Origin of the sequence: Streptacidiphilus sp. PB12-B1b (assembly GCF_014084125.1) — a bacterium.
Lineage (GTDB): Bacteria > Actinomycetota > Actinomycetes > Streptomycetales > Streptomycetaceae > Streptacidiphilus.
Genome location: NZ_CP048405.1, coordinates 316943 through 331464 on the forward strand (window position 1 = coordinate 316943; position 14522 = coordinate 331464).

The 14522-nt window shown below is 72.5% G+C and carries 14 protein-coding genes and 1 tRNA gene; 7 read left to right on the forward strand and 8 right to left on the reverse strand.

Annotation, left to right across the window (positions count from 1 at the left end; genetic code table 11):
- Positions 1-142: 142 nt before the first annotated feature.
- A tRNA-Pro gene (locus GXW83_RS01410) sits at positions 143-216 on the reverse strand.
- A 78-nt stretch (positions 217-294) separates the two neighbouring features.
- Positions 295-714, reverse strand: coding sequence for a zinc-binding dehydrogenase (locus tag GXW83_RS33650; protein ID WP_370466851.1), 420 nt, complete (start codon positions 712-714; stop codon positions 295-297).
- Positions 715-1187: 473 nt separating this feature from the next.
- Here GXW83_RS33650 and GXW83_RS01420 point away from each other — a divergent pair, with 473 nt between their 5' ends.
- Complete coding sequence (locus GXW83_RS01420; RefSeq protein WP_182441054.1) at positions 1188-2090, forward strand: LysR family transcriptional regulator; 903 nt, start codon at positions 1188-1190, stop codon at positions 2088-2090.
- A gap of 152 nt (positions 2091-2242) precedes the next feature.
- Here the strand turns inward: GXW83_RS01420 and GXW83_RS01425 are convergent, their stop codons facing one another.
- Positions 2243-3184, reverse strand: coding sequence for a metallophosphoesterase (locus GXW83_RS01425; protein ID WP_182441055.1), 942 nt, complete (start codon positions 3182-3184; stop codon positions 2243-2245).
- A gap of 75 nt (positions 3185-3259) precedes the next feature.
- Between GXW83_RS01425 and GXW83_RS01430 the strand changes: the two genes are divergently transcribed.
- A complete protein-coding gene (locus tag GXW83_RS01430) occupies positions 3260-3727 on the forward strand; it encodes a GatB/YqeY domain-containing protein (RefSeq protein ID WP_182441056.1) in 468 nt (155 codons plus the stop codon).
- Between the two features lie 330 nt (positions 3728-4057).
- On the opposite strand, the gene GXW83_RS01435 is transcribed toward GXW83_RS01430, so the two are convergent.
- Positions 4058-6451 (reverse strand): transglycosylase domain-containing protein, encoded by a 2394-nt coding sequence (locus GXW83_RS01435; protein ID WP_182441057.1) that lies wholly within the window; start codon positions 6449-6451, stop codon positions 4058-4060.
- Between the two features lie 379 nt (positions 6452-6830).
- Here GXW83_RS01435 and GXW83_RS01440 point away from each other — a divergent pair, with 379 nt between their 5' ends.
- Positions 6831-7148 (forward strand): WhiB family transcriptional regulator, encoded by a 318-nt coding sequence (locus GXW83_RS01440; protein WP_182441058.1) that lies wholly within the window; start codon positions 6831-6833, stop codon positions 7146-7148.
- Positions 7149-7326: 178 nt separating this feature from the next.
- Here the strand turns inward: GXW83_RS01440 and GXW83_RS01445 are convergent, their stop codons facing one another.
- The gene (locus GXW83_RS01445; protein WP_182441059.1) at positions 7327-8556 is read right to left on the reverse strand and encodes an ArsA family ATPase; all 1230 of its coding nucleotides are present in this window, start codon (positions 8554-8556) and stop codon (positions 7327-7329) included.
- Complete coding sequence (locus tag GXW83_RS01450; protein WP_182441060.1) at positions 8553-9608, reverse strand: ArsA-related P-loop ATPase; 1056 nt, start codon at positions 9606-9608, stop codon at positions 8553-8555. Before GXW83_RS01450 ends, GXW83_RS01445 begins: the two co-directional genes overlap by 4 nt.
- Before the next feature lie 199 nt (positions 9609-9807).
- Between GXW83_RS01450 and GXW83_RS01455 the strand changes: the two genes are divergently transcribed.
- From GXW83_RS01455 to GXW83_RS01470, 4 genes are all read left to right on the forward strand, one after another.
- On the forward strand, positions 9808-9966 hold the full coding sequence (locus GXW83_RS01455; protein WP_095874066.1) for a DUF4177 domain-containing protein: 159 nt from the start codon (positions 9808-9810) through the stop codon (positions 9964-9966).
- The gene (locus GXW83_RS01460; RefSeq protein WP_182441061.1) at positions 9966-10433 is read left to right on the forward strand and encodes a RidA family protein; all 468 of its coding nucleotides are present in this window, start codon (positions 9966-9968) and stop codon (positions 10431-10433) included. Before GXW83_RS01455 ends, GXW83_RS01460 begins: the two co-directional genes overlap by 1 nt.
- A gap of 71 nt (positions 10434-10504) precedes the next feature.
- On the forward strand, positions 10505-11494 hold the full coding sequence (locus GXW83_RS01465; RefSeq protein WP_182441062.1) for an NUDIX hydrolase: 990 nt from the start codon (positions 10505-10507) through the stop codon (positions 11492-11494).
- On the forward strand, positions 11491-12300 hold the full coding sequence (locus GXW83_RS01470) for an MBL fold metallo-hydrolase (RefSeq protein ID WP_182441063.1): 810 nt from the start codon (positions 11491-11493) through the stop codon (positions 12298-12300). Before GXW83_RS01465 ends, GXW83_RS01470 begins: the two co-directional genes overlap by 4 nt.
- 60 nt (positions 12301-12360) lie before the next feature.
- Here the strand turns inward: GXW83_RS01470 and GXW83_RS01475 are convergent, their stop codons facing one another.
- The gene (locus GXW83_RS01475) at positions 12361-13035 is read right to left on the reverse strand and encodes a Crp/Fnr family transcriptional regulator (protein ID WP_182441064.1); all 675 of its coding nucleotides are present in this window, start codon (positions 13033-13035) and stop codon (positions 12361-12363) included.
- Positions 13036-13268: 233 nt separating this feature from the next.
- On the reverse strand, positions 13269-14357 hold the full coding sequence (locus GXW83_RS01480) for a hypothetical protein (protein ID WP_225446679.1): 1089 nt from the start codon (positions 14355-14357) through the stop codon (positions 13269-13271).
- Positions 14358-14522 lie beyond the last annotated feature (165 nt).

Below are 14522 nucleotides of genomic sequence, written 5' to 3' on the forward strand. Positions count from 1 at the left end.
GCCACGTGTCATGCCGACTGGTCGCGTTCGACGTGGCGGTCACGTCGAACAGGGAGAGATCGTCTCCCCATTTTCCCCCAGAGCAGCTCCGGGAACGCATCAGGGCCCCTGCCGATGATCTCGACAGGGGCCCTGACCTGGGTCGGGGTGGCGGGATTTGAACCCACGGCCTCTTCGTCCCGAACGAAGCGCGCTACCAAGCTGCGCCACACCCCGGTGCAACGAGGATTACTCTAGCGGACCTGGGCCGTGGGACGAAATCCGGTTGTCGGGTGGGGGTGGCCGGGGTGCAGGTCAGGGGAGCTGGAGGATGGCGTTGCCGCGGGGGCGGCGGGCGCGGATGCGGCGGGCGCGGAGGGCGGGGATCGCTTCGGCGGTGCGGGACCAGTTCTGGCGCAGGCCGACCTCCGGGTGCAGCCGGCCGGTCTCGACCAGGTGGACCAGGACAGCGAGGTCCTGGCCGTAGCTGCGGTCGCTGCGGGTGTAGTCCAAGTGCTTGATCGAGCCGCCAAACGCCCGCGGCGAAGAAGTCGAAGAAGTCGAGGGTGACCGGGGCCGGCTGGCCTGGCCGAACCAGATCAGCAGGCCCTTTGGGGCGAGCCGGGCCAGGGCGGCGGGCAGAGAGTCGCCTCCGTCGGATTCCAGGACCACGTCGTAGCTGCCGGTGGCCTTCCCGGCGTCCGGCAGGACCTCGGCCGCGCCCAGCTCCAGCAGGCGTCGGCCGCGTTCCTCGGTGGCGCTGACGGCGGCGGTTCGGGTCCTCCGGGCAGAAGGTCTCGCCCCGGTTGACCGAGTACGCCTCCACCGCCACCACTGCTTCGTCGGCGCCCGGCTCGGGCTCCCCGGTCTCGCCGAATTCCACGGCCTTTTCGATGGCCCCGGTCGGCAGCATGGCCTTCATGACGGCTCCTTTCGCACCGTGGGCGTCGGGGAATTCGTCCGGCGCGGCGGCCCGGGCGGGGTCGGTGCAGGACGGCGTCCGGGTGGGCTCGGGGCGGGGACGGGCCGGTCGGCCGGGGCGCGGAGGTGCGCCGGGGCGGCGGTGTCCGGGGAATTCACGTGCCGGATATCCGGCTGTCCCCCTGAATTCCCGGATAAATCGTAGGAGGGCCGCCCGGGATGCGGGAAAGACTTGTTTTCCCTGGCTCCATGCCGTCCCGGCATGGCCGCGCGCCTAGGATGAGGGCATGTCCGAGCTGCGTCGCCTGCGTTACTTCCTTGCTGTCGCCGAGGAGCGGAACTTCACCCGTGCCGCCGAGCGGCTGCACATAGCCCAGCCCGCCCTCAGCCGCCAGGTACGCGAGCTGGAGCGGGAGTTGGGCGTCGAGCTGCTCAGCCGGACCACGCACCAGGTGGTCCCCACCGAGGCCGGGCGGATGCTGATGGAGCGGGGCCCGGGGCTGCTGGAGGCCGCCGAGAGCCTGTGGCGCGGGGTCCGGGGCTTCGCCGACGGGCGGCTCGGCAGCATCACCCTCGGGTACGGGATGAGCGCCGGCTACGAGACCGCGCCGCAGCTGCTGCTGGCCATGAGCGAGGAGGCCCCGGGGATCGAGGTGTCGGCCCGGGTGATGGTCTTCGCCGACATCGTCGACGGCGTCGCCGCCGGGACGCTGGACGTCGGACTGGTGCGCTGCGCGCCGCCGCAGCAGGAACTGGTGCTGACCCTGCTGCGGCTGGAGCGCCAGGGCGTGATCATCAGCCGGGACCATCCGCTGGCCCGCGGCGAGTCCTTCGACCCGGCCGATCTGGACGGGCTGAAGCTGCTGCTGCACGCCCGCGACCACAACCCGGGCCACTACGACCAGATCCTGGACATCTGCGCCCGCGCCGGTTCCAAGCCCGAGGTGCTGGTGCGCGGCCTGGACTTCGACGCCGCGTACACGCCGGTGGCGTCCGGCGCGGCGGTGACGGTCGTCGGCGAGACCGGCCGGGTCGGCCTCCCGGCCGGGCTGGTGTGGCTGCCGCTGGAGCCCGCCGAGGCGGTGGAGATCCACCTGATCACTCACGGCCAGAACCGCTCCCCGGCGATCGAGCGGCTGGTCAAGGTGGCCGTGGAGACCTCGCGGCAGCATGGCTGGGTGCAGCCCTGAGCCGAGTGCAGTCCTGAACCAGGGGCAGTCCTGAGCGGTGCTGCCTGGGCGGGGGCAGCCTGGACGGGCTGCGGCCTCAGCCGGGTGCGGCTGCGGACGGGTGGCCGGACGGGCCGGGGGTCGGCCTGTGGGGCCCCGCGGCCCGGTGTGGGTCAGGCGCGCGGGGTGAGGGTCAGCAGGGTTGCCTCGGGCGGGCAGGCGAAGCGGACCGGGGTGTAGCGGTTGGTGCCGCAGCCCGCCGATACGTGCAGGTAGGCGCGGTGGCCCCCGGCCGAGTGCCGGGACAGCCCCTTGACCCGCTTGCGGTCCAGGTCGCAGTTGGTGACCAGGGCCCCGTAGAAGGGGATGCACAGCTGTCCGCCGTGGGTGTGGCCGGCCAGGATCAGCGGGTAGCGGTCGGCGGTGAAGGCGTCCAGGGCCCGCAGGTAGGGGGCGTGGACGACGCCGATGGACACGTCGGCGTCCTCGGAAGGGCCGCCCTCGACCTCGCTGTAGCGGTCGCGGCGGATGTGCGGGTCGTCCAGGCCGGTGAACTCCAGCTCCAGGCCCTCGACCTTGAGCCGCCCGCGGGTGTTGGTGAGGTCCACCCAGCCCGCGCTGTCGAAGCCGTCCCGCAGGTCGGTCCACGGGTTGTGGACGGCGCCGAAGGTGCCGCGCCGGGCCGAGCCGTCGGAGCGGTTCAGGCCGTGGTCGCCGGTGAGCATGGCCCCGAGGTAGCGGGTGGGGCTCTTCGGGACCGGCCCGTAGTAGTCGTTGGACCCGAAGACGTACACGCCGGGGTAGTCGAGCAGCGGGCCGAGGGCGTCCAGGGTCTGCGGGACCGCCTCCGGGTCGGACAGGTTGTCGCCGGTGTTGACGACGAAGTCCGGCTTGAGCCCGGCCAGGTCCCGCAGCCACTGCTGCTTCTTCCGCTGCCCGTTGACCATATGAATGTCCGACAGCTGAAGCACCCGCAGCGGTCGCGTCCCGCTCGGCAGGACGGGCACGGTCACCCGGCGCAGCCGGAACGAACGCACCTCGACTCCGGCGGCGTAGGCCACGCAGGCCGCGCCGGTCGCGGCGATTCCCAGGGGTACGGCGTAAAGGGGTCGCATCCGTCCATGGTCGCAGAGGGCGGACGCGCGGTTAATGGGGGGCAGCCGCCTGTTCGGGGTGGGAGACTGGGCCGCATGACCACGACGCTCAAGAAGCAGCTGCAGGAGGACCTGACCGCCTCGATCCGGGCCAGGGACGAGCTGCGTTCCGGCACGATCCGGCTCACCCTGTCCGCCATCACCAACGAGGAGGTGGCCGGGAAGGTGGCCCGCGAGCTCTCCGACGAGGAGGTGCTCAAGGTGATCACCCGCGAAGCGAAGAAGCGCCGCGAGGCCGCCGAGGCGTTCGAGGCCGGCGGCCGGACGGAGTCGGCGGCGCGGGAGCGGGCCGAGGGCGAGATCCTGGCGGCCTACCTGCCCAAGCAGCTCTCGGACGAGGAGCTGACGGCGATCGTCGCCGGAGCCGTGGCGGAGGCCCGGGCGGGCGGGGCCGAGGGACCGCGGGCGATGGGCGCGGTGATGAAGCTGGTGAACCCGAAGGTGGCCGGGCTGGCCGAGGGCGGCCGGGTTGCCGCCGCGGTCAAGCAGGCTTTGGCGGGCTGAACCGCTCGCCGGGGCGCGGGGGCGCCCCGAGGGGCAGCGGGCGCGGGGGCCTGGCCGCGGGGGCGGTGGGTCCGCAGGCCAGCGGGGACGCGGGGGCGGCGGTCGGCGCGAGGGATCCGGAAGGTGCGGGGAGCCTCGGCGGGGGCGGGGCCGATGGCCATCCGGGCAGGGAAGCGACGGGGGAGCGGGCCGGGGGCGGAGGCACCGGGCCCGGACTTCAGCCGGGCGGGTCCGCGCACGTGGGGCCCGTAGGGGGCTGGGTGTGGCGAGGGCGGGCTGGTCCGGTGGTGAACCGGGGCAGCCCGCCCTCGTGCGTACGTGAGCCTGGGGTCAGTGGCCGGTGGCGCCCTGGGCGCCGCCGATGAGGCCGGTCAGGCCGCCGGGGGCGCCGCCCGCGCCGCCGTTCCTGCCACCGCCGCCGGTGCCGCCTGCCGCACCCACCGTGCCGCCGTTGGTGCCCCCGGCACCACCGCCGCCGGTGAAGCCGGTGGTCGTGCCGTTGGTGCCACCGTTGTTGCCGTTGCTGTTGCCGCCGGTGTTCCCGCCGGTGTTGCCGTTGCCCCCGGTGTTGTTGCCGTTCCCGCCGGTGGAGGTGGTGGTGCCGCCGGTGGTGCCGCCCGTGGTGGACGACTGCGAGCCGCCGCCGCCCGGGGAGGGGGCGAAGTCCAGGGTGATGTCCGGCAGGCCGGACATGGCCGCCATCATCGCCTGCTTCCAGATCGGCCCGGAGGTGAGGTAGCCGTAAGCGGTGTCGTAGTAGACGCCGCCGATGGTGGTGTGGTCGAGCGAGTAGCTGGTCGGGTAGTTCGGGTTGGTCATTACCGTGGCGTCGGAGATCTGCTTGGTGTAACCGGCGAACCAGGCCTGGTTCTCGCTGTTGGTGGTACCGGTCTTACCGGCGTCGGACCACGGGATGCCGACGGTGGCGCCGGTGCCCTCGTCCGAGACGACCGAGGCGAGCAGCGTGTTCACGCCCTCGGCGACGGACGGTGTGACCGCCTGGTGGCAGTCGGGGGACGGCACCGGCAGGTTCTTGCCGGCGGCGTTGGTGACCCGGGTGATCGCGGTGGCGTTGCAGTACATGCCGTCGGCGGCGAAGGCTGCGTAGGCGTTGGCGATCTGCAGCGGGGTGAGGCTGTTGACGCCGAGGGTGAGCGTCTGCGTCTGCGAGATCGGGAGCAGCCCGGTGCCCGACTTGTTCAGCGTGCCCTGGTAGCCGAGGCCGAAGGACTGCGCCATGTGCACCACGTTGCACAGGCCGACCTGCTGCTCCAGCGGGACGAAGTAGGTGTTCACCGAGTCGGCCATGGCCTTGACCATGTTGATGTTGCCGTACTTGGTGTCGTCGTCGTTCTCCATGCCGGGCTGCTCGGGCATGACGTGTCCGCTGCAGTCGGTCATCTCCGGGTAGTCGCCGGAGACGACCGAGTTGATCTCGTAGCTCAGCGGGATGCCCTGGGAGAGGGCGGTGGCGGCGGTGATGGCCTTGAAGACCGAGCCGGTCTGGAAGCCCTGGGCGCCGCCGTACAACGCGTTGACGTTGTAGTTGATCTCGGTCTCGTTCTTCCCGGTGCCGTACGGACGGCTCTGGGCCATGGCCAGGATGTCGCCGGTGCCGGGCTGGACCATGCTGGTCGCGGCGGCCGCGGCGTCGCTCGGGTAGGCGTGGTCGGAGACCGCCTTCTCCTCGGCTGCCTGGTCCTTCGGGTTGAGCGTGGTGTGGATCTGCAGGCCGCCGGCGTTCCACAGGGCCTCGCGGGCGTCGGAGGTGGCGCCGAAGGCCGGGTCCTGCAGGACGATGTTCTTCACGTAGTTGCAGAAGAAGCCCTCGCCCTTCTGGGCGGTGATGCAGCCGGTCTTCGGCCAGGTGACCTTGAGGCCCAGCGGGGCGGCCTCGGCCTTGGCGGCCTGGGCCTGGGTGATGGTGCCGTAGGTGGCCATGGCGGCGAGCACGGTGTTGCGGCGCTGGGTGGCAGCCTGGGGGTTCACCGTCGGGTCGTAGGCCGAGGGGGACTGCTCCAGGCCGGCCAGCATGGCCGCCTGCGGGATGCTGAGCTGGCTGGCGTGGACGCTGAAGTACAGCTCCGCGGCCGCCTCGATGCCGTACGCGCCTTCACCGAAATAGGTGATGTTGAGGTAGTCGTCGAGGATCTGCTGCTTGGAGAGGGTCTCCTCCAGCTTGATGGCGTAGCGCAGTTCCTGGATCTTGCGGCCGGTGGTCTGCCGGGTGGCCTCGGCGAAGCCGGCGGAGTTGGCGTCGCCGGCGTTGTTGATGAAGACGTTCTTGACGTACTGCTGGGTCAGCGTCGAGCCGCCCTGGCTGACGTCGCCGGAGCTGGAGTTCTTCAGCAGGGCGCGCAGCGTGCCCTCGAGGTCGATGGCGCCGTGCTGGTAGAAGCGGTGGTCCTCGATGTCGATCAGCGCGTTCTGCATGATCGGGGCGATCTTGCTGAGCGGCACGGAGGTGCGGTCCTCGGAGAACACCTTGGCGATCACGCCGCCGTCGGCGTCGTAGATTGTCGACGCCTGGGACAGGGTCGGGATCTTGAGGTTGTCCGGGATGGTGTTGAAGTCCTTGACAGCCGCCTTGGCCCCCAGTCCGACCGCGCCGACCGCGGGGAGGCCAAGACCGGCGACGAGTGCGCCGGCCAGCACACTGGCGCCGAGGAGGCGTACACCGAGACCGACCTTGTTGAGGGGAGAACCAGAGCGCTTCACTGCCATGGCAGAACCATACGTGGCCGTTTCCGGTACAGGCGGGCAGTTGTTCGCCTACTCTTGTCACAAGCTTGCGACAAGTTGCTGTGCACCCCCTGATTTCACTCGTGTGGGTGATGAGATCTGTCCGTTTTGCTGGCATGTGCCCCCATATAGAGCCGCAAGGGTCGGGTCGTCCAGGTCCCCGAAGCCTGAATGGCCTTCTTACCTGCGGTCACTCCCGAGGGTGATCTCCCCTCTACGCATAGTCCGAATGGGCCATGCAGGATTGGGCCCCAAGGGGCTGTTGCATCCCGTCGTTCTTCCGTAACGTCCTCAACTGGCAACGGTGCATATGCCGTTACCGCCGTGGGGGAGCCTCGATTCGGGAGAGGACGGCACCAGCATGAGCTGGGTTGACGACTGGAGTGCGCAGGCGGCCTGCCGCACCAGCGATCCGGATGAACTGTTCGTACAGGGGGCGGCCCAGAACCGCGCCAAGGCGGTGTGCACGGGATGCCCGGTGCGCACCGAGTGCCTGGCAGACGCCCTCGACAATCGTGTCGAGTTCGGCGTCTGGGGGGGCATGACGGAGCGCGAGCGCAGGGCTCTGCTGCGCCGCCGCCCGACGGTGATCTCGTGGCGTCGCCTGCTGGAGACCGCTCGTAGTGAGTACGAGCAGACCTACTCCATCGGCGACCCCGACTACGCAGAGGCGGGCTGACCCCACGACCCCCGGGGTCGGTCGGCACAGGTGACACCCAGGTCTTCCGCATGCCCTGCGACTTCCGGCCCTACCTGGTCGGAGCCGCAGGCCGCCGGAGGCCCGCTGCCGCGCGTACGCGTCCGGCTCAGCCGCGCTGCGCGGTCAGCCGTGGGTCCGGTTCAGCCGTGCGTCCGGTTCAGCCGTGATGGTTGAGGCGTTCGCCGATCTCCCGCAGCCCCTCCAGGTCGTGGACGTCCCCTGCCAGTGCCGGCACCTCCACCACCGGCACGTCCGGGTAGACCGAGACGAAGCGGTCCCGCATCCGCCGCTCCCTGGTGATCCGCTGCACCAGTTCGGCGTGCAGCCGCAGCAGTCCGGCGGCCAGCACCTCGGTCTCCGGCGCGGTCGCGGTCGCCTCCTCCTGGTCCGGCTGGTCCGGGCTCTCCAGGGTCTCCGCCGCCGCCAGCGCCCGCTCGGCGGTGAGCTGCGGCGCGCCCGTGCTGTGCACCCGGTTCAGGACCAGCCCCGCCAGCGGCATCCGGTCCGTCTCCAGCCGGTCGACGAAGTACGCCGCCTCGCGCAGCGCGTCCCGTTCCGGGGCGGCGACCACCAGGAACGCCGTGCCCGGCGCCTGCAGCAGCCGGTAGGTGCGGTCGGCGCGCTCGCGGAAGCCGCCGAACATGGAGTCCATGGCGGTGACGAAGGTCGAGACGTCCTGGAGCACGTTGGCGCCGAGGACCTTCCCCAGGATGCCGGTGAACATGTTCATCCCGACGTTGAGGAACTTCATCGCGCTGCGGCCGCCGACCTTGGCGGGGGCCATCAGTATCCGGATCAGCCGCCCGTCCAGGAACGAGCCGAGCCGGTTGGGGGCGTCCAGGAAGTCCAGCGCGGAGCGGCTGGGCGGGGTGTCCACCACGATCAGGTCCCAGGCGCCCTCGGCCTGGAGCTGGCCCAGCTTCTCCATCGCCATGTACTCCTGGGTGCCCGCGAAGCCGGAGGAGAGCGACTGGTAGAACGCGTTGTCCATGATCTGCCGGGCCCGTTCCGGGTCGGCGTGCGCCAGCACGACCTCGTCGAAGGTCCGCTTCATGTCCAGCATCATGGCTTGCAGCTCGCCCGGGCCGTTGACGCCCTTGACCACCCGCGGGGTGTTGTCGAGCTCGGTCAGGCCCATGGACTGGGCCAGCCGCCGGGCCGGGTCGATGGTGAGCACCACGACCTTGCGGCCGCGCTCGGCGGCGCGCAGCCCGAGCGCGGCGGCGGTGGTGGTCTTGCCGACGCCGCCCGAGCCGCAGCAGACCACGATCGCGGTCTGCGGGTCGTCGATCAGCGCGTCGACGTCCAGCCGCCGCCCGGCCAGCGGGTCGTGCCGCTCCGGCTTGGCCGCCGGGCCTGCCTTCTTGGGTGTGTTCGAGGTGCTCATGCCGCCCCCTGTTCCTTCAGCGCCGCCGCCAGCCGGTACAGACCGCCCAGGTCCACACCGCCGTTGAGCAGCGGCAGCTCGTACGTCGGCAGCTTCAGCGCCTGGACGTCGGCCCGCTGGTCGCGTTCCAGCACCACCCGCGCCGCGTGTTCGCGCCCCTGCGCCAGCAGGGGTTCGACCAGCTTCCGGGTGGCGGCCGGGACGGCCCGGCGGGTTCCGCCGCGCCCCGGCCGGGCGCCGACCCCGGCGTCCGCCAGGGCCAGGGCCAGCTCCTCGGTGTGGTCGCCCTCGGCGGCGAGGACGGCGGCCTCGTCCAGGACCGGCGGGCGGACCATGTTGACGAAGACGCCGCCCACGGGCAGCCCGGCGGCGCGCAGGTCCGCGACGCCGTCGACGGTCTCCTGCACCGGCATCTCCTCCAGCAGCGTGACCAGGTGCACCACGGTCTCCGGGGAGCGGATCACCCGCATGACCGCCTGCGACTGGGTGAAGATCGGCCCGAACCTGGCCAGCCCGGCCACCTCGGTGTTGATGTTGAGGAAGCGGCTGACCCGCCCGGTCGGCGGCGCGTCCATGACCACCGCGTCGTAGAGCCGGCGTCCGTCCGGGCCCTTGCGGCGGACGGCCTCGCACGCCTTGCCGGTCAGTAGGACGTCCCGCAGGCCGGGCGCGATGGTGGTGGCGAAGTCGATGAAGCCGACCTTGCGCAGGGCCTTTCCGGCGCGGCCGAGCTTGTAGAACATCTCCAGGTACTCCAGCAGGGCCTGTTCGATGTCGATGGCGAGGGCAAAGACCTCCCCCTCCTGCCGGGCGCCGCGCGCCCCCAGGGCTCCGAGCGCGCCGGGGGCGACCCCGGCGATCTTGCGCTCCTCGTAGGGCAGCGCGGCCAGGCCGAACAGCTCGGCGATGCCCTGCCGCTCCTCGACCTCGACCAGCAGCGTGCGCCGCCCCTCGGCGGCCAGGGCCATGGCCAGCGCGGCGGCCACGGTCGTCTTGCCGGTGCCGCCCTTGCCGCTGACGACGTGCAGCCGCGCTCCCTCCCAGTCCGGCATGTGCCTCTCCGTCCGCAGATCGAGCATCGACTCCGGCGCCGACGTCGGTGCCGACTCCTGCCGCGAGCGTAACCAGGGCGCAGCTCCGCCGTCGGAAGTCATCTCCCCTGTCGGAGGGCTTTGCCCGCCATTGTGGCGCAGATCACACAAACGCCGAGTGCTTCGCAGGGGGTCGCGCGCGAGCGGTTAGAGTCCACCCATGACCAAGTGGGAATACGTGACCGTGCCGTTGCTGGTCCACGCGACCAAGCAGATTCTGGACACCTGGGGCGAGGACGGCTGGGAGCTCGTCCAGGTCGTCCCCGGGCCGAACAACCCGGAGCAGCTCGTCGCCTATCTGAAGCGGGAGAAGTCCTGATGGGCAAGGTCGAGAGCAAGCTGGCCGAGCTGGGGCTGCGGCTGCCCGAGGTCGTGCCGCCGCTGGCCTCGTACGTCCCGGCCGTGCCCTCGGGCGAGTACGTCTTCACCTCCGGCCAGCTGCCGATGGTGGACGGCAAGCTGGGCCTGACCGGCAAGGTCGGCGCCGAGGTCACCGCCGAGGAGGCCAAGGCCCAGGCGCGGATCTGCGCGCTGAACGCCCTGGCTGCGGTGAAGTCCGTGATCGGCGACCTGGACCGGATCGAGCGGGTGGTCAAGGTCGTCGGCTTCGTCGCCTCCGCGCCCGACTTCACCGGCCAGCCGGGCGTCGTCAACGGGGCCAGCGAGCTGCTGGGCGAGGTCCTCGGCGACGCGGGCGTGCACGCGCGCAGCGCGGTCGGGGTGGCGGTGCTGCCGCTGGACGCGCCGGTCGAGGTCGAGCTCCAGGTCCGCGTCTCCGCGGCCTGATACCGCCGAATGATGTGAACGGGTGTTCCCCACCCGTTCACTCGCGTCCCCGCGCACCGTACGATCCGGGCATGGGTGATCAGCGGGTCGAAGCGCGGACCAGGCCGGTGCCGCCAGCTTGGGTGGAGCGCCTGCGCGGGCTGGCGAACGGCGAGTACACGCCGGTGCAGCCGCGACTCGCGGCCACCGTCGTCCTGCTGCGCGAGCACGACGGCGGGCCGCAGGCGTACCTGCTGCGGCGGCGCGCCTCGATGGCCTTCGCCGGAGGCATGTACGCCTATCCGGGCGGCGGGGTCGATCCGCGCGACGGTGCGGCGCCCGGCGACGGCGGGGCCGTCGGCGAGGCCGGCTGGGCCGGGCCGAGCCCGCAGGAGTGGGCGCGGCGGCTGGGCTGCCCGCCGGAGACCGCGCGGGCGGTCGTCTGCGCGGCGGTCCGGGAGACCTTCGAGGAGTCCGGGGTGCTGCTGGCCGGGCCGGACGCGCACTCGGTCGTGGCGGACGTCAGCGGCGCGGAGTGGCGCGCCGCCCGGGCGGCGCTGGAGGCGCACGAGCTGTCCTTCGCCGAGTTCCTGGCCGGACGCGGGCTGGTGCTGCGCAGCGACCTGCTGGGCGCCTGGGCGCGCTGGATCACCCCGGAGTTCGAGGAGCGCCGCTACGACACCTGGTTCTTTGTCGCGGTCCTGCCGCAGGGGCAGCGCACCGCCGAGGTCCCGGGCGAGGCCGACCGGGTGGTGTGGCTGGCGCCCGCCGAGGCGGTGAAGCGCGCCGACAGCGGCGAGTTCCTGATGCTGCCGCCGACCCTGACCACGCTGCGCGAGCTGCTGCCGTACGGCACTCCGGCCGAGGCGCTGGCCGCCGCCGGGGCGCGCACGGTCAGCCCGATCCTGGCCCGGGCGCGGATCACCGACGACGGCGAGGTGTCGGTCAGCTGGCCGGGCCACCCGGAGCTGACCATGGCCTCGCCCGGAACGGAGGACGCGGGCAGCGGCCGTCCGGGCCCGATCGAGCCGGGGCCGGACGTACCGGGAACGGACGAGGCCGGGGCGGGGGCGGGCCGATGAGCGGGATCGCCGGGCAGGCCACCGAGCGGGCCTTCTGCGTGCTGGCGCCCAACGCCTCGCCGATGACCCTGGACGGCACCAACACCTGGGTGCTGGCCGAGCCCGGCTCCGAGCTGGCCGTGGTGGTCGACCCAGGGCCGCTGGACGAGGGCCATCTGCGGGCCGTGCTGGACCACGTCACCGGGCAGGGCCGCCGGGTCGCGGCCACCCTGCTCACCCACGGCCACCCGGACCACGCCGAGGGCGCGGCCCGCTTCGCCGAGCTGTCCGGCAGCGGGGTGCGGGCGCTGGACCCGGCGCTGCGACTGGGCGACGAGGGCCTCGGCGACGGCCAGGTACTGGAGATCGGCGGCCTGGAACTGCGCGTCGTCGGCACCCCCGGGCACACCTCCGACTCGCTGAGCTTCCAGCTCCCGGCCGACGGCGCGCTGCTGACCGGCGACACCGTCCTCGGCCGGGGGACGACCGTGGTGGCGCACCCGGACGGCCGCCTCGGCGACTACCTGGACTCGCTGCGGCTGCTGCGCACGCTGGCCGCCGAGCAGGGCGTGCACACCGTGCTGCCCGGCCACGGCCCGGTGCTGGAGGACGCGCTGGCCACCGTCGAGTACTACCTGGCCCACCGGGCCTCGCGGCTGGCGCAGGTGGAGACCGCAGTGGAGGCGGGGCTGCGCACCCCGGCCGAGGTCGTCGCCCGGGTGTACGCCGACGTGGACCGCTCGCTGTGGCCGGCGGCGGAGTGGTCGGTGCGGGCGCAGCTGGACTACCTGGCCGAGCACGGGCTGATCTGTACCCCGTACGAGTGAGGGGCACGGCCGCCCGGCCGCACCCCTGTCCCGTAAACCCCTGTCTGCGGCCCGCCCGGGTCAGCGCGAGCGGCGCGCCAGGCGCTCGACGTCCAGCAGGATGACCGCGCGGGCCTCCAGCCGGAGCCAGCCGCGCCCGGCGAAGTCGGCCAGCGCCTTGTTGACGGTCTCCCGGGAGGCGCCGACCAGCTGGGCCAGCTCCTCCTGGGTGAGGTCGTGGACCACGTGGATGCCCTCGTCCGAGGGCACGCCGAAGCGGCGGGAGAGGTCGAGCAGCGCCTTGGCGACGCGGCCGGGGACGTCCGAGAAGACCAGGTCGGACATGACGTCGTTGGTCCGGCGCATCCGCCGGGCGATCGCCCGGAGCAGCGAGATGGCCACCTCGGGGCGGGTCATCAGCCAGGGCTGGAGATCCCCGTGGCCCAGGCCCAGCAGCTTGACCTCGGTCAGTGCCGAGGCGGTGGCGGTGCGCGGTCCCGGATCGAACAGCGACAGCTCGCCGATCATCTCGCTGGGGCCGACGACGGCCAGCATGTTCTCGCGCCCGTCGGGGGAGGTGCGGTGCAGCTTCACCTTGCCCTCGACGATGACGTAGAGGCGGTCGCCCGGATCACCTTCGTGGAAGAGGGACTCGCCCCGGGCCAGCGTGGTCTCCGTCATGGAGGCACGCAGCTCCGCAGCCTGCTCGTCGTCCAGTGCGGTGAAGAGCGGGGCACGCCGCAGTACGTCGTCCACTCGGTCCTCCTTGTCGGCCGTGCAGGCTTGAGGTGCGATCCCCATCATGCCCGACCGGGAAACAGTGCGATCAATCACAACAAGTGTGGCTTATGGAAACCTGTGCTCCGTACGGGGGTACTCAGCAGCCATGATCGGGCATGCCGGGCCTGGGCGCGGCCCCTTTCCGGGGAGCACGCCGGGGGCGCGCGGGGAGCACGCCGGGACGGCCGGGCGCGGGGTCGGGCGCGGGCTCAGTCCCAGGCCCAGCGGATGCCGAAGCGGCAGGGCCCGGCGGCCAGCGCGACCGCGTGCACCGAGCCGACCGTGTCCGGGCGGATCAGCCGCTCCTGGGCGGGGGAGTCGAGATCCGCCGAACGGAACGAGTGGCAGCTGGCGGGCAGCGCGGCGGGGTCGAACCGGACCTCCACCACGTACTCGCGCACCGGTACGTGCAGGGTGGCCTCGACCTGGGCGGTGTGCGGCAGCGGCGCCCGGTGCTCCAGCGAGTACTCCACGATCACGGTCTCGCCGCGGGCCAGCGGCCGGTCGAACAGCACCTCGGCCACCAGCAGCCGGTCCTGCGGCGACTCGGCCACCCGGCCGGTGCGGAAGGGGGCGGCGGTGCGCAGCCGGGGGAGCGGGCCGGGGTTGTCGAGCTGGAAGACGGTGATCCAGCGGTCCGGGCCGTCGCACTCGGCGCGCAGCAGCCGCCGGTTCCAGACGCTCAGCTCGCGCCCCCGGGCGTTCAGCTCCAGCCGGGTGTGGCAGCTGATCCGGGTGAGTGCGTGGTCCCAGCGGGTGTCCACCCGGCTGAGCGCGCCGTCGATGTCGCCCCGGTCGGACCAGACGTCGGCGATCCCGGGGCGGCCGGCTGCGGTGGGGAGCCAGCGTCCGCGCGGTCTGGGCGGTCCGAGCAGTCCGCCGAGGGCGCCCGGCGGGAGCTGCACCACGTCCTCCAGGACGGCGAGGGCGGCCAGCGCGTGCGGGCGCTCGGGGCGGTAGCGGCCGGACTGCCAGGAGCTGAGGGTGGCGGCGGAGACGGTGGTGCCGCGGTGCCGCAGCCGCTCCCGGATCCGGTCCAGGCTCAGCCCGCTGGCGGCGATGGCGGCGCGCAGCGCCTCGTGGAACGGGCCGTCGGCCAGCAGCGTCCCCAGCTCCTGCGGCGCCGCGACGGCGGCCTCCGTGACGGCCGGTTCGGCGAGGGCGGGCGCCGCGACGGCGGCGGCGCGGGGGTGACGGAGGGACAGGGGGTGGGGTGGGTGACTGACCTGGACAGCATGGGACGTCCTGCCCTTCCGGGAGCGGGCCGCGCCCCGACCGCTGCGCCGCCCTGACACCACTGCGGGGACAGCTTGCTACGGCGGGCGCCGGGACGGCCATGCCTGTCCCGCTATTTTCATGATCTTCACTTCGTATTGACTTTAGGGCCGCACTGCCGTGAACCGGCCGTGCGGCTCATTACGTTGTTGTTAAACGGCAGTTGGCCGCAGGTATATGCCGGACAT

Excerpts from the sequence above, each read along its gene's own strand:
- GXW83_RS01420 (WP_182441054.1), top strand. The coding sequence starts at position 1,188 with ATGTCCGAGCTGCGTCGCCTGCGTTACTTCCTTGCTGTCGCCGAGGAG.
- GXW83_RS01425 (WP_182441055.1), bottom strand. The coding sequence starts at position 3,184 with ATGCGACCCCTTTACGCCGTACCCCTGGGAATCGCCGCGACCGGCGCG.
- GXW83_RS01430 (WP_182441056.1), top strand. The coding sequence starts at position 3,260 with ATGACCACGACGCTCAAGAAGCAGCTGCAGGAGGACCTGACCGCCTCG.
- GXW83_RS01435 (WP_182441057.1), bottom strand. The coding sequence starts at position 6,451 with ATGGCAGTGAAGCGCTCTGGTTCTCCCCTCAACAAGGTCGGTCTCGGT.
- GXW83_RS01440 (WP_182441058.1), top strand. The coding sequence starts at position 6,831 with ATGAGCTGGGTTGACGACTGGAGTGCGCAGGCGGCCTGCCGCACCAGC.
- GXW83_RS01445 (WP_182441059.1), bottom strand. The coding sequence starts at position 8,556 with ATGAGCACCTCGAACACACCCAAGAAGGCAGGCCCGGCGGCCAAGCCG.
- GXW83_RS01450 (WP_182441060.1), bottom strand. The coding sequence starts at position 9,608 with ATGCCGGACTGGGAGGGAGCGCGGCTGCACGTCGTCAGCGGCAAGGGC.
- GXW83_RS01455 (WP_095874066.1), top strand. The coding sequence starts at position 9,808 with ATGACCAAGTGGGAATACGTGACCGTGCCGTTGCTGGTCCACGCGACC.
- GXW83_RS01460 (WP_182441061.1), top strand. The coding sequence starts at position 9,966 with ATGGGCAAGGTCGAGAGCAAGCTGGCCGAGCTGGGGCTGCGGCTGCCC.
- GXW83_RS01465 (WP_182441062.1), top strand. The coding sequence starts at position 10,505 with ATGGGTGATCAGCGGGTCGAAGCGCGGACCAGGCCGGTGCCGCCAGCT.
- GXW83_RS01470 (WP_182441063.1), top strand. The coding sequence starts at position 11,491 with ATGAGCGGGATCGCCGGGCAGGCCACCGAGCGGGCCTTCTGCGTGCTG.